Origin of the sequence: Hymenobacter mellowenesis (genome assembly GCF_030581005.1) — a bacterium.
Classification (GTDB): Bacteria; Bacteroidota; Bacteroidia; order Cytophagales; family Hymenobacteraceae; genus Hymenobacter; species Hymenobacter mellowenesis.
The window spans coordinates 93,348-107,332 of the sequence record NZ_JAUQSX010000016.1 but is presented as its reverse complement, the minus strand read 5'-3'; the positions used below and the strand labels follow the sequence as shown (position 1 = coordinate 107,332).

Sequence of the window (13,985 nt, the reverse complement as noted above, 5' to 3'; positions counted from 1 at the left end):
TGTTTGCAATACATTCAGCCCATCTATATTTGTAAATTGAATTAAAGTAAGTTGAAAAATAACTTTAGTCTTTCTGGCTCTCAAATTCTCATTGCCTGCCATTTTCCCAACTCCTGTATGCAAAAACACTTTTACGCAACATCTGCAACCGTTCCGTTAGCGTCTGCAGTTGCCCCTAGCCATCGGGGCTATGCCGCGCTACGGCTCCTGGTTCTCTGCTTTGTCCTGGCGTTTGGGGCAACCGCGCCCGCGCTGGCCACGCACTTTCGCTACGGCAGCATGACGTGGCGCACGGTGCAAACCGATGCGACCAAGCGCACCGTGCAATTCAAGGTGAGCATGGCTTTCCGGCGGTCTTATTTCGGCACCCCAGCTATTGGCGCCACGGTTAATACCGGTGTTCCGCTGATGTTTGGCCACGCGGCGGTCACGGGCTCGCCCACGTCTGCCACTATCAACCTGACGGTTACGTCGGTTGATGTGACGGCGGATATTCTGTACGGAGAAGCGACTATCACCCACGTTTATCCGGCCAGCATTGCCTACACGGCTTATTTCACGCAATGCTGCCGCATCACGGCGGCGGTCGGCCTGATGAACAATGCGGAGAAAGATTTCACCGTGCGCACGGTGGTGAACGCCGGAACGGGCAACAATTCGCCGGTATCGACGCTGACGCCGATAGTGAATTTGTCGGTGGGGCAAGCGGCGGCATCCTTTCTACTGCCGGCCAGCGACCAGGACGGCGACCCGCTGACGTTCAGCCTGGCTACTGCTGCGGACCTTGCGCTGACAACGGCTACTTTCGTGAATGCACCTGGTCTGGCCGTGAATGCAACGACGGGCAACGTGACGTTCAACACGGTGGGCCTGACCATTGGCAAGCTCTACAACGCGGTTATTAAGGTGAGCGACGGCAAAACCAGCACGCTGGTAGACTTCCTCATCAAGGTAGCGCCCGTGTCGAACGCGCCGATTTTTGACTACAGCGTGACGCCGCCCAATGCCTACGTCTACAAAGTGGCTCCCGGCGACCCCATCGCCTTCACGGTGCGGGCCACCGACAGCGATGCCGGCGATATCGTGACGCTGCAGGCCATTGGCCTGCCCACAAGTGCCATTATGACCCCCGCTCTGCCCGTGAGCGGCAACCCGGTAGCCAGCTCGTTTTCCTGGACGCCCACTACGGCCAACCTGGGCACCACCATTGTGAACTTTGTGGCGCAGGATGCCCAGGGCGTGCAGCGCAACAGCTCGGTCACCATTCGGGTGAGCCAGGACCCCGTGTTCAATGTGCCGCCTACGCCAGCCAATGGCAGCGTATTTCAGGTGACGCCCGGCACAGCGCTGAACTACACCATTCAGGCTTCCGACCCCGACCCAACGGACCGGGTAAGCCTGGTGGGAGCCACGGGCCTGCCCAGTGCCGCGGTTTTCACGCCGGCTCTGCCCACAGCGGCGGCTAACCCGGTCACTACGCAGCTCAACTGGACGCCGGTGCTGGCCGATTGGGGACAACACGCCGCCGTATTCACGGCCCGCGATACCTACGGCGATGAATCGACGCACACCCTGAACCTGATTGTTAACTCGGCACCGTCCTTCATTTCGACGCCCGGCACACTGTCGGTGGTGGCGGGGCAGGTGTTCACCTACGACATCGCGACCACCGACCCCGACCTGCCCTACGGCGACGAGCTGGAAATTGAAACGCCGGTTTTGCCCGCCTGGCTGACGCTGGTAGACAATGGCGACGGCACGGCCACCCTCAGCGGCACGCCCACCGTTGCCGATGCGGGCGTGAACCCGGTTTCGCTGGTGGCGGCTGATATCTACCACCACGGGGCCAGCTACGGCCTTATCCGGCAGTCGTTCGACATCACCGTGATTCCCTGCAACACCCAGCTGAGCGCCACTGGCACCAACGTGGACTGCAACGGCAAGAGCAACGGCAGCATTGCGCTGGCCGTGAGCGGCGGCACCGCCCCCTACAGCTACGCCTGGACCGGCCCGAACGGCTACACCTCGGCCGCCCAAAGCCCCAGCGGCTTGGCCGCCGGCACCTACACGGTGACGACCACCGACGCCAATAACTGCCACGAAACCACTCAAATCACCCTAACTGAGCCGGTGCTGGAGCTGCCGCAAATCAGTTGCGCGGCCAGCGTGGCGGTGGGCAATGACGCCGGCGCCTGCGGGGCGGTGGTGAGCTACGCCGTGCCCCAGGGCACGCACTCCTGCCGCAACGTGACCACGACGCTGACCGCCGGCCTGGCCAGCGGCGCGCTCTTCCCCCTCGGCATTACTACCGTTACCTACACCGCGACCGATGACGCGGGCAACACCGCCGCGTGCAGCTTCACGGTGACCGTGACGGACACGGAAGCGCCCACCATCACGGCTCCTGCTGCGCTCACGGTGAGCACCGATGCCGGCCAGTGCGCCGCTACTGGCGTGGCCCTGGGCCAGGCTACGGCAGCTGATAACTGTGCGGGCGTGACGGTAACCAACAACGCCCCCGCCACTTTCCCCAAGGGCCTGACGACCGTAACCTACACCGCTACCGATGCCGCTGGCCTCACCGCCACCGCCACGCAGGTAGTAACCGTGACCGATACCGAAGCGCCCGTGGTAGTAGCCCCGGCCGCCGTAACGGTATCGGCTGATGCCGGCCAGTGCTCGGCCAGCAACGTAACCCTTGGCACCGCTACCGCCGGCGACAACTGCGCGGGTGTGACGGTAACCAACAATGCCCCTGCCGTATTCCCCAAGGGCACCACCACCGTCCGCTGGACGGCGACGGACGCCACGGGCCTTACCGCTACTGCCACGCAGGTGGTGACGGTGGTTGATGCCGAAAAGCCAACCATCACGGCTCCAGCCGCCCGCAGCGTGAGCACCAACCCTGGCCAGTGCAGCGCTACGCAAGTGGCCCTGGGCACGCCCACGGTAGCCGACAACTGCACTGGCGTGACGGTGGCGAATAACGCCCCCGCCACCTTCCCGAAAGGCACTACCACCGTAACCTGGACGGCTACTGATGCGGCCGGTAACACGGCTAATGCCACGCAAGTAGTGACGGTGAACGATACCGAGCGGCCTGTGCTAGCTGCCTTGGCTAATATCACTGCCAACGCGCCCGCCACGCAGTGCGGCGCCGTGGTGAGCTTCAGCCCCACTGCTACCGACAATTGCGCCGGCGCTACGGTGGTAGCCAGCTCGGCTTCGGGCAGCACCTTCGCCGTGGGCATTACCACCGTGAACGTAACCGCTACCGATGCCAGTGGCAACACCAGCACCGGCAGCTTCACCGTGACGGTGCGCGACGTGACTGCTCCCACGGCCCTCGCCAAAAACGTAACTGTGACGCTGGTTAACGGTGCGGCTTCGGTGACGCCCGCCCAAGTGAACAACGGCAGCGCCGACGCCTGCGGCATCGCCAGCGTGACGCTGAACAAGACGACCTTCACCTGCGCCAACATCGGTGCCAACCCCGTGACCCTGACCGTGACCGACGTGCACGGCCTCGTGAGCACGGCTTCGGCCGTAGTGACGGTGACGGGCACGGTGCCCACGCCCGGCATCACGGTGACACCCGCCGGCAGCGTGTACACCGGCGGTGTGGCCACCAACCTGTACCTGGGCTATGGTGCCCAGAGTGTTACGCTCACGGCAACCGGCGGCGTGAGCTACGCCTGGAGCCCGTCGGCTGGCCTGAGCAACTATAAGGCGGCCAACCCGACGTTCACGGCCAGCACCCCCGGCACCTTCACCTACACGGTGACGGCGACCAATGCCTACGGCTGCACGGCCACCAAAACGGTGACCCTGCGCGTAGTGGACGTGCGTTGCGGCAACAACAACGACAAAGTCATTGTCTGCCACAACGGCCACGAAATCTGCATCTCGCCCAATGCCGTGGACACCCACCTCACCGGCCACACCGGCGACCAGTTGGGCACTTGCTCCAGCGCGGCCCGCGGCGTGGCTGAAGCGGCCTCCGTTGCTGTAGCTGCCAAAAACGAGCTGTCGGCTTTCCCAAATCCGGTGACGGAAAATGCCACCGTGGCTTTCCGCACGGCCCAGGACGGCCCCGCCCAGGTGCTCGTGTACAACGAGCTGGGCCAGCGCGTGGCCACCTTGTTCGACGGTGCCGCTACAGCCGGCCAGCAGTACTCACTCACGCTGAACGGCCAGCGCCTGACTTCCGGCCTGTACGTGTGCCGCTTGGTGACCAACGGCAAAACCGAGACCCTGCGCCTCACCATCGTGCGGTAAGGATTAGGTTTTAGGTTAATGAAAAGCCCCTGTCGGAATTTCCGGCAGGGGCTTTTTTGTGCGGCGATAGATGCTTGGCGGCTGTCATCCTGAGTGCCGCGAAGGACCTTTTCACATTTGAACAGATGGTTCAACCGATAGATGCTTGACAACACTCAGGATGACAGCTACCAAATGCCGCCCCACCTACTTTCGCAGGTACCCGCCCAAATCCGACACGCTGGCAATGCCTAGCGCCTGCGCCTGCTGCCCGCGCATCAGCAGCGCATACGTATTGTTGAAGCCCAGTGGCGCCAGCCACTCCAGCCCGTAGCGCCGCCGGAATTCGGCCCGCACGTAGCCCAGCACCGCCGCCGGGCGCCCGCCCAGCGAGTCGATGACCTGCGGCCGGGGCTGAAGCAGCACCAGCAGGCCAGTGCCGGTGTACTCGGGATAAAGGTCGATGGCGCCGGTGCGCAGGGCCTCGAAGCAGATGCTGGTGGCGCCCAGGCCGGTTTTGATTTCCACAGCCAGGTCGGTCTGGCCCCGGATGAGGGCGGCGTACATCTCGATGAGAATGTATTGCTCAGCAAAAATCTTGGAGCCCAGCCGCACCACGGGCGCGCCGGGCACGGCCGGCCGCGCATCACGCCACAGCCCGCGCCGCCGCAGAAAAGCTTCGGCAATGGCCCTGGGGTCCTGGTGCAGGTAGTCGGCCCGGTAGTTCAGCTCGGTCATGGCCGAGTCGGAAATCTGCCCATCGAGCTGGGCCAGCACCGGGCGCAGCTCGGGGTGTTCGCGCAGCAGGGCGGGGCGCACCACGGGCACGGCGTAGTAGGGCGGAAACACCCGGCGGTCGTCGCGCAGCACGCGCAGGCCGTAGGCCCGGATGCGGCCGTCGGTGCTGTAGCCGTCGATGACGTCAACGTTGGCGCTGTGGGCAGCTTCGTACACCAGCGCGGGGGCCAGCACCACGCTGGGCAGGTGCGTGAGGCCATAGGCCTTGGTGAGGCCGGGCAGACCGTCGGCGCGGCCCACGAATTCGGGGCTGAAGCCGGCCAGCAGCTTGCCCGTGGCCCGGGGCAGCAGGTAGGCGCCGGCCAGCAGCGGCAGCGCCAGCAGCAGCGCCGCGCCGGTTTGGCGCAGCCGCCGGGCGCTGAGCTTCTGCACGCCGCCCAGCAGCGCATCGAAGGCCAGGGCCAGCCCGGCGGCCGGCAGCGCCCCGGCCAGTATCATCACCGGGTTGTTGAGGTTGATGCCGCCGAAGATGAACTCGCCCAGCCCGCCGGCCGCCACGTAGGCCGCCAGCGTGGCCACGCCCACGTTTATTACCGTGGCCGTACGAATGCCGGCCATGAGCACCGGCAGCGCCAGCGGCAATTCCACCTGCCGCAACACTTGCCCGTCGGTGAGGCCCAGGCCGCGGGCGGCTTCCACCATGGCCGGCGGCACGCCCTGAATGCCCGCCAGCGTATTGCGGATGATTGGCAGCAGCGAATACAGAAACAGCGCGAAAATGGCTGGCTTCGGCCCAATGCCCAGCAGCGGAATCAGGAAGCCGAGCAGCGCGATGCTGGGCACCGTCTGGAGCACGCCGGCCAGGCCCAGCACGGCTGGGGCCCAGCGCGGCCGACGCGACAAAAACAGCCCCAGCGGCCCGCCCACCAGCACCGCCAGCAGCAGCGACGCCGCCGTGAGGCCGATGTGTTGCAAGGTTTGCTCGCCCAGTTTCCCCGCCTGCTCGTGCCAGAAAGTGAATAGCGCGCTTAGCGTTTCCATGCGTCCTCCTCTCGTTGCAGGGCTTCGCCAAAAGCGGCCATCAGTTGAGCGACGGTGAATGTATCCGAGCCGTCGGCGGCTGCGCCTGTCAACTGCTCCAGCGCCTCGTGCACGGTGGTGGTTCGATTGGCTTCAGTTAGATTTTCTTCCCCAAAAACGTCGCCCAGCGTGAGGACGCGCAGCTGCAGCGCCAGCCGCTCGGCCGCGAAAAAGAGGCGCACAAAGTCGTTGGCGGGCCGAAAAAGCAGCTCGCGCGGGGTGCCCATCTGCTGCACCCGCCCGGCGTCGAGCAGCAGAATGCGGTCGGCCAGCTCGAAGGCCTCCGTTACGTCGTGCGTCACGAGCACCACGGTTTTGCTCCGCAGCTCGTCCAGCTCCCGAAACTCGCGCCGGATGCTGGCCCGGGTAATGGGGTCGAGGGCGCCAAAAGGCTCATCCATCAGAATGATGGGCGGGTCGGCGGCCAGGGCGCGGGCCAGGCCCACGCGCTGCTGCTGCCCGCCCGAAAGCTGGTGCGGCAGCTGCCCGGCGTAGCGGGCGGGCGGCAGGTGCAGGCGCGTGAGCAGCGCCTCGGTGCGCGCCGCGATGGCGGCCGGGGCGTGGCCCAGCAGCTTGGGCACCACCGCAATATTCTCGGCCACGGTGTAGTGCGGCAGCAAGCCCACCTGCTGAATAACGTAGCCCATGCCGCGCCGCAGGACCTCGGGGCGCTGCGCATGCACGTCGCGCCCGTTGATTTCGACCGTGCCGGCGTCGGGCTCAATCAGGCGGTTGAGCATTTTGAGCAGCGTGGTTTTGCCGCAGCCGCTGGGGCCCAGCAGCACCAGCGTTTCGCCGGCGGCCAGCTCGAAGGACACGTCCTGCACCACGGGCTGGGCGCCGTAGCGTTTGTGGAGGTTCGTGGCGCGGATGGTGGTCATTGGTAGGGGCGGAGAGGTAGAGGAACGTCATGCTGAGCGCAGCGAAGCATCTTTACCGCAATGGTAATCCAATCGAAAGGTTTACTACTACGGTAAAGATGCTTCGCTGCGCTCAGCATGACGTTCCTTTCCTAGCTCCTCACCACAGCCGGATATCCGTCATGCCCGTCGGGATGGGCGGCACGTCGCTGAAACCCAGCACGCACCAGTTGTCCTGCACGCCGAAGGCCCCACCTTCCAGCACGTAGCTCACCCAGCGGGTGATGGTGTGGCCGGTGTACTGCCCGGTTTCGGGCTCGAACTCGCGCAGCAGCAGCTCGTCGCCGATTTGAAAGCCTCGGTCGTTTTCGCGCACGTCGAAGGGCTTGTTGCCGGCCTTCACCGCCGCGAAGCAGGACGGCCAGATTTTCAGCTCGTGGTTTTGGTGCTGCGAGGGGTTGGTGATGTGAAACTGGGGAACGAATTGGTCGGCAAAGGTCAGGTTCGAAGTCATGGGGAAGAGATGTTGAGGAAGGAGCGGCCGGCCGGCGGGCTGCCCGTTGGGGCGGCATCGGAGGCGGGGCTTAGGCTCCCTCGGGTGAAGAGTTGTTTTACTCAAGTTAAGCAAAAAACAAGGCCAAGATGCTTCAACGCCAAGGAAATCAGGAGGGTTCCGGCGCAATTGTCGGCGGGACTCAGGGCCGGGTAGCGCTGATTCGGACCCGTCCAACGGCTCACACAATCGATTGAACGCCCCGCGTTAGAGGCTTTTTATACCGAATTGAGGCTGGCGCCAGCGCCGACGAAGAGCCTGCTGCGGCCAGCCAGCCGACGCGAAAAAATAATAGTGCCGCGCCTGTCATGCCGTTCTTTGGTACCTCACTGCACATGCTATTTATGAAAACGCGTTTCCCGACTCTTGCCCTTTTCAGCCTCCTGCTGGGCGCTGCGGCCCACGCCCAGGCCCCGCTCACCGTGCCCAAGCCCGTGACCGCCGCCCTGGAGCAGGTGCGCCCCGCCGACATCAAAGCCCACATCGCCTACCTGGCCGACGACCGCCTGCAGGGCCGCAAAGCCGGCACGCCCGGCTACCAAATGGCCGTCGACTACGTCACCCAACAGCTCAAAACCCTGGGCGTGCAGCCGGCCGGCGAGGGCGGCACCTACCTCCAGAAAGTGCGCCTGCGCCGCGCCTTCCTGCAACCCGGGGCCACCTTCGAGGCGCACGATGCCCAGGGCGCCGCCCTGCCCCTGGCCGCCGGCCCCGACTACGTGCTCTACCCCAGCCCCGAGCTGCCGGCCACCCGCGTCAGCAGCGCGCCGCTGGCTTTCGCGGGCTTCGGCATCAGCGCCCCCGAGCTGGGCTACGACGACTACGCCGGCCTCGACGTGCGCGGCAAGGTAGTGCTCATCGTGCGCGGCGCGCCCCGCACGTTCGTGTCCACGGTGGCCTCGGCCAGCCAGGATTTGGCCGTGCTGCTCAAAACGGCCGTCGGGCACGGCGCGGTGGGGCTGCTGGTGGCTTCCACCCGCGCCGCCGCGCCGGCCAGCGTCAAGGCCGGCACCTACAGCTTGCTGGGCGCCAATGGCCGGGTGGCGGCCTCGCGCACCTTCGCGCCCGGCAGCCAGCAGCAGCTCTACGGCGCGGTGAATGCCGTGGCGCTCCAGCGGTTGCTGCAAACCTCGGCACTCGATACCACGGCGGTTTTTGCGGCCATTCGGGCCGGCCGGCCGGCCTCGGCCGTGCTCAAAGCCACCATCTCGGCCAGCGCGCAGTCCCGGTATCAGGACCTGGAGAGCTACAACGTGGTGGGCCAGTTTCCCGGCTCCGATGCCAAGCTGAAAAGCGAGTACGTGGTGCATTCGGCCCACCTCGACCACCTCGGCATCACGGCCCCGGTGCGGGGCGACTCCATCAACAACGGCGCCCACGACAATGCCTCGGGTGTGGCCTGCGTGCTCGAAATCGCCAGAATCTACTCCAAGCTCAAGGCGAAGCCCAAGCGCACCATGCTTTTCGTGTTCATGACCGGCGAGGAGCTGGGCCAGTTGGGTTCCACCGCCTTCGCCACCAGCCCCACCGTGCCCAAGGCGAGTATCGTGGCCGACATCAACATGGACATGCCCACCCTCATTGCCCCGCTGCTGAGCGTGGTGGCGCTGGGCGCGCCGCATTCCACCCTCATCGAGCCCGTGAAAAAGGCCTGTGCCTACATGGCCATCGACCTCGAAGACGACCCCGAGCCCGAGCAAAACCGCTTCATCCGCAGCGACCAGTACAGCTTCGTGACGGCCGGTATTCCGGCCCTGCACCTCAAATACGGCAACAAAACCGCCGACGGGAAGAACAACCTCAGCGCCGAAGTGCAGCAGTGGCGCGCCGTGACCTACCACAAGCCGCAGGATGACATCAACGGCCGCTTCGACTTTGACGCTGGCCGCAAGTACGTGCAGCTCTGCTTCCTCATCGGCTACCAGGTGGCGCAGGACGCCACGCGCCAGGCCTGGAACAAGGGCGACTTTTTTGGGGTGCGCTACGGCAAGCGGTAGGCTGGCCGAACGACGGCGCGGCGGGCCGTTTGCCGGCTGGCTATCGGCATCGATTGCGGTAGATTGCGGCTAAAATGACTTAAAAATCAAATGGTTGAGCGGGCGAAAGGCGCGTCTATATTTGCGCGAGCTCATGCCTGGCCCCGTATTGGGCGGCCGTTAGTCTAAAGCTGCGGCCGGAGCTTTTTCCGCGTTTTCAACCCCTAAAATTCCCCATGCGCAACCCCTTGAAATTGAAAGCCCCGGCCTCGGCCCTGGCCGCCTCACTGGCCCTGCTGGCCGCCTGCCAATCCACCGAAACCAAACAGGAAACTACTGCCGCCACTGCCCCCACCGAAACCTCCAAAGCGGACACTGCCGCCGCCAAAAAGTATCTGTCGGAGCCGCTGGTGAAAGAAATTTATACCGCCGACCCCTCGGCGCACGTCTTCAACAACAAAATTTACATCTACCCCTCGCACGACATCGAGGCTGGCATTCCGGAAAACGACAAGGGCGACCATTTCGCCATGAATGACTACCACATTCTGTCGATGGACAGCGTGGGCGGCAAAATCACCGACCACGGCGTGGCCCTGGCCGTGAAGGACATTCCCTGGGCCGGCCGCCAGCTGTGGGCCCCCGACGCGGCTTTCAAAAACGGCACCTACTACCTCTACTTCCCGGTGAAGGACAAGCAGGACGTCTTCCGCATCGGCGTGGCCACCAGCAAGTCGCCCGCCGGCCCCTTCGAGGCCGAGGCCACGCCCATGGCCGGCAGCTTCAGCATCGACCCGGCCGTATTTCAGGACACCGACGGCCAGGCCTACATGTACTTCGGTGGCCTCTGGGGCGGCCAGCTGCAGCGCTGGCAAAAAGGCGCCTACGACGCCAACGCCCCCGAAAAAGAGCCCAACGGCGCCGTGCCCGCCCTCAACGCCCGCGTGGGCAAGCTCAGCGGCGACATGAAGCATTTCGACGGCCCGGTGCGGGAAATCCAAATTCTCGACGAAGCCGGCAAGCCTCTGCTGGCCAGCGACACCAAGCGGCGCTTCTTCGAGGGCGGCTGGCTGCACAAGTACCAGGGCAAGTACTACTTCTCCTACTCCACCGGCGACACGCACCTGCTGGTGTACGCCACCAGCGACAAACCCACCGGCCCCTTCACCTACCAGGGCGTCATCATGGAGCCCGTGCAAGGCTGGACCACCCACCACTCCATCATCGAAAAAAATGGCAAGTGGTACATCTTCTACCACGACACCCAGCTCTCGGGCAAAACCTGGCTGCGCAACATCAAAGTAACCGAGCTCAAGCGCCGGGCCGACGGCGGCATCGAGACGATAGTGCCGTAGCGACTCGCCGGGCGAAACCTCACCCCCGGCCCCTCTCCTGCGGAAAGGGGAGCCTGACGAAACTGACGAAAGCCTCGGTTTAATTTTGAGTCGAGGCTTTTTCATGCAGAATAGAACGTGCTATAACGTCCCGCCGGGGCTCCCCTCTCCGCAGGAGAGGGGCTGGGGGTGAGGTTTCGCCGGGCGAACGACGCGCGCCGAAACTTTCCCCGGCCCTCATTGCTTTAAGCATTCGTATTTTTGCATCCTCACGCGGCCCGGCCGCTTTTTATAAATCATTACGACAATGGCAGTTTATCCCGAATACATGGTGGCGCCCATCCGCCAGGACCTCACCGAGGTTGGTTTTGAGCAGCTGATGACCCCCGAAGAGGTTGATTCCACCTTTGCCTCGAACGAAGGCACCGTGCTGGTAGCCGTGAACTCGGTGTGCGGCTGCGCCGCCGCCAAGGCTCGCCCCGCGCTCAAAATGGCCCTCGCCAGCGCTGAGAAAAAGCCCGGCAAACTCGTAACGGTGTTCGCCGGCATGGAAACCGACGCCGTGGCCAAAATGCGCGAGCACCTGCTCCCGTACCCGCCCTCGTCCCCTTGCATCGCCCTCTTCAAAGACGGCGAGCTGGTGCACATGATTGAGCGCTACCACATCGAAGGCTCCGACGCCATGCGCATCGTGAACAACCTGCAAGGCGCGTTCGAAGAGTACTGCTAACGGTCCTTTCAGCTGATTATAGCTGATTGGTTGCACGAATTTCAAACACAAAAAAGCCGCTTCCATCATGGAAGCGGCTTTTTTGTGTTTGAAAAGTTTATTTAGAATTATTCTAAATAAACTTTGGCGGAATGATTTCCGCGAATACCTTTGCCACTGTTTAGAATAATTCTAAATAAGCAACTCAATGGCTTTCGCTCGTTTCTTCTGCATTTCGTCGCTGTCTGGGCTGGCGCTGCCGGCCTTGGCCCAGCAGCCCACCGACACGCTGCGCCGCCAGCAGCTGGGCGAAGTGGTGGTGACCGCCACGCGCACCGAGCGCAGCATCTCCGAAGTGCCCATTCCGGTGACGGTGGTGGGGGTGAAGCAGATAAAAGCCATGGGCGCGGTGCGGCTGAACGACGTGCTGGGCGAGCAGACCGGCCTGAGCATCGTGGCCGACCACGGCCGCGGCGTGCAGATGCAGGGCCTCAACCCCGAATACACCCTGATTCTGGTGGACGGCGAGCCGCTGATTGGCCGCACGGCCGGCACGCTGGAATTGTCGCGGGTGGCCGTGGGCAACATCCAGCGCGTGGAAATCGTGAAGGGCCCGGCCTCGGCGATGTGGGGCTCGGAGGCGCTGGCGGGCGTGGTCAACATCATCACCCAGAAGCCGCAGGACGGCACCAGCGGCACCCTGCGCCTGCGCTACGGCAGCAACCGCACCGCCGACGTGAGCGCCAGCGTGAACACACAGGGCGAGCGCCTGGGCCTGACCGCGTTTGTGAACCGCTACAGCTCGGCGGGCTACACGCTGCGGCCCGAGAGCGGCACGGCCAGCGTGCCGCCCTTCGCCAACTACACGGCCCAAAGCCGCCTGACCTATAAACTGGGCGAGCGCACCAGGCTGAGCGTGTCGGGCCGCTATTTTACCGAAAGCCAGGCTAGTACCTACCCGGTGGCGGCCGGCACCGGCACCGCCAGCGTGCGCTACGAAAGCCGCCAGCAGGACTACAGCTTCAACCCCGTGCTGACGCACGGCACGGCCAACGGACGGCTGTTTGCCACGGCCCGCTTCTACCTGGCCGGCTACCGCACCCGCGAAAACTACACCTACGCGGCCGACGGCGCGCCCTACGACAACACCTACTTCAACCAGACATTCCTGCGGCCCGAAGTGCAGCTCGACTGGCGGCTGGGCAGCAAGCACACCCTGACCGGCGGCGCGGGCTACATCAACGAAGGCGTGGAGGCTACGCGCTACGATGCCGTGCAGCACATGCAGTCCTACTACGGCTTCGTGCAGGACGACTGGACCCCGCTGCCGGGCCTGAACATCGTGGCCGGCGCGCGCTACGACGGGCATAACCAGTACCCGGGGCAGCTGAGCCCGAAGGCCTCGGCGCGCTACCAGGTGCGGCCGTGGCTGGCGGTGCGCGGCTCGGCCGGGCGGGGCTACCGGGCGCCGGATTTCCGGCAGCTGTATCTGAATTTCTCCAACCCGGTGGTGGGCTACAGCGTGTTTGGTACCCAGGAAGTGCGCGCGCGGCTGGCGGCCCTGGCCGCCGCCGGCCAGCTGGTGCCGGACCCCGCCACGGGCTTGCCGCTCATCAACAACGCGCTGCTGGACCGGGCCAGCAGCCTGCGGCCCGAAAGCTCGGTGGCCTACAACGCCGGCCTGCAGCTTGACCCCACCGACAAGCTCAGCCTCACGGCCAGCTACTTCCGCAACACCCTGCGCGACCTGATTGAAACCACCCCGTTGGCCCAGAAAACCAACGGCCAGTCGGTGTTCACCTACTACAACGTGAGCCAAGCCTACACCCAGGGCGTGGAGGCCGAGGCCGGCTACCAGCTACGGCCGGGCCTGCGCCTGAGTGGCGGCTATCAGTTCCTGCTCGCCAAAGACCAGGCCGTGGAAGCCCGGCTGGCCACCGGCGACGTGTACCGCCGCGACCCCACCACGCTCATCACCGAGCGGGTGAAGGCGGCCGACTACGGCGGGCTCTTCAACCGCTCGAAGCACTCCGGCAACGTGAAGCTGTTCTACGAAAGCCCGGCCAAGGGCCTCACGGCCAGCCTGCGCGGCATCTACCGGGGGCGCTATGGCTTTCAGGATTTGAACGGCAACGCCATTCTGGACACCGACGCCGAATACGTGCGCGGCTACACCCTCTGGAACGTGGCCGCCAGCAAAACCTGGCAGCAGCGCTACACCCTGCAGGTGGGCGTGGACAACGCGCTGGGCTACACCGACCCCGCCTACATCAGTACGCTGCCCGGCCGCCTGCTCTACGCCAGCGTGGAGCTGCGCCTTAGTAAGAAATAAATAACCGAAAACACTGAGCCGTCATGCCGAGCGCAGCCGAGGCATCTCGCGTGTGGTAGTAAACCAATCGAATGAATTGCGCTGCGCAAGCGAGATGCCTCGGCTGCGCTCGGCATGACGGTCTACGAATCCTAAACACCAAATAT

At 64.4% G+C, this 13,985-nt stretch carries 8 protein-coding genes; 5 read left to right on the top strand and 3 right to left on the bottom strand.

What is annotated here, in order from left to right; genetic code table 11:
* Positions 1-279: 279 nt before the first annotated feature.
* The gene (locus Q5H92_RS23650; RefSeq protein ID WP_305014046.1) at positions 280-4,278 is read left to right on the top strand and encodes an HYR domain-containing protein; all 3,999 of its coding nucleotides are present in this window, start codon (positions 280-282) and stop codon (positions 4,276-4,278) included.
* A 186-nt stretch (positions 4,279-4,464) separates the two neighbouring features.
* Here Q5H92_RS23650 and Q5H92_RS23645 read toward each other — a convergent pair whose 3' ends face one another.
* The 3 genes from Q5H92_RS23645 to Q5H92_RS23635 all read right to left on the bottom strand — a co-directional run bounded on the left by Q5H92_RS23645 (position 4,465) and on the right by Q5H92_RS23635 (position 7,449).
* Positions 4,465-6,036 (bottom strand): ABC transporter permease/substrate-binding protein, encoded by a 1,572-nt coding sequence (locus Q5H92_RS23645; protein ID WP_305014045.1) that lies wholly within the window; start codon positions 6,034-6,036, stop codon positions 4,465-4,467.
* On the bottom strand, positions 6,024-6,956 hold the full coding sequence (locus tag Q5H92_RS23640) for an ABC transporter ATP-binding protein (RefSeq protein WP_305014044.1): 933 nt from the start codon (positions 6,954-6,956) through the stop codon (positions 6,024-6,026). Before Q5H92_RS23640 ends, Q5H92_RS23645 begins: the two co-directional genes overlap by 13 nt.
* A 139-nt stretch (positions 6,957-7,095) precedes the next feature.
* On the bottom strand, positions 7,096-7,449 hold the full coding sequence (locus tag Q5H92_RS23635) for an ASCH/PUA domain-containing protein (protein WP_305014043.1): 354 nt from the start codon (positions 7,447-7,449) through the stop codon (positions 7,096-7,098).
* 383 nt (positions 7,450-7,832) lie between these two features.
* Between Q5H92_RS23635 and Q5H92_RS23630 the strand changes: the two genes are divergently transcribed.
* From Q5H92_RS23630 to Q5H92_RS23615, 4 genes are all read left to right on the top strand, one after another.
* Entirely contained in the window at positions 7,833-9,485 is a 1,653-nt protein-coding gene (locus Q5H92_RS23630) for a M28 family peptidase (RefSeq protein ID WP_305014042.1), read from the top strand.
* A gap of 215 nt (positions 9,486-9,700) precedes the next feature.
* Complete coding sequence (locus Q5H92_RS23625; protein WP_305014041.1) at positions 9,701-10,819, top strand: glycoside hydrolase family 43 protein; 1,119 nt, start codon at positions 9,701-9,703, stop codon at positions 10,817-10,819.
* Positions 10,820-11,105: 286 nt separating this feature from the next.
* Positions 11,106-11,528 (top strand): BrxA/BrxB family bacilliredoxin, encoded by a 423-nt coding sequence (locus Q5H92_RS23620; RefSeq protein WP_305014040.1) that lies wholly within the window; start codon positions 11,106-11,108, stop codon positions 11,526-11,528.
* 187 nt (positions 11,529-11,715) lie between these two features.
* A complete protein-coding gene (locus tag Q5H92_RS23615; RefSeq protein WP_305014039.1) occupies positions 11,716-13,839 on the top strand; it encodes a TonB-dependent receptor plug domain-containing protein in 2,124 nt (707 codons plus the stop codon).
* The last annotated feature ends 146 nt before the right edge of the window (positions 13,840-13,985 follow it).

Excerpts from the sequence above, each read along its gene's own strand:
- Q5H92_RS23625 (WP_305014041.1), top strand. The coding sequence starts at position 9,701 with ATGCGCAACCCCTTGAAATTGAAAGCCCCGGCCTCGGCCCTGGCCGCC.
- Q5H92_RS23630 (WP_305014042.1), top strand. The coding sequence starts at position 7,833 with ATGAAAACGCGTTTCCCGACTCTTGCCCTTTTCAGCCTCCTGCTGGGC.
- Q5H92_RS23645 (WP_305014045.1), bottom strand. The coding sequence starts at position 6,036 with ATGGAAACGCTAAGCGCGCTATTCACTTTCTGGCACGAGCAGGCGGGG.
- Q5H92_RS23615 (WP_305014039.1), top strand. The coding sequence starts at position 11,716 with ATGGCTTTCGCTCGTTTCTTCTGCATTTCGTCGCTGTCTGGGCTGGCG.
- Q5H92_RS23635 (WP_305014043.1), bottom strand. The coding sequence starts at position 7,449 with ATGACTTCGAACCTGACCTTTGCCGACCAATTCGTTCCCCAGTTTCAC.
- Q5H92_RS23650 (WP_305014046.1), top strand. The coding sequence starts at position 280 with ATGACGTGGCGCACGGTGCAAACCGATGCGACCAAGCGCACCGTGCAA.
- Q5H92_RS23620 (WP_305014040.1), top strand. The coding sequence starts at position 11,106 with ATGGCAGTTTATCCCGAATACATGGTGGCGCCCATCCGCCAGGACCTC.
- Q5H92_RS23640 (WP_305014044.1), bottom strand. The coding sequence starts at position 6,956 with ATGACCACCATCCGCGCCACGAACCTCCACAAACGCTACGGCGCCCAG.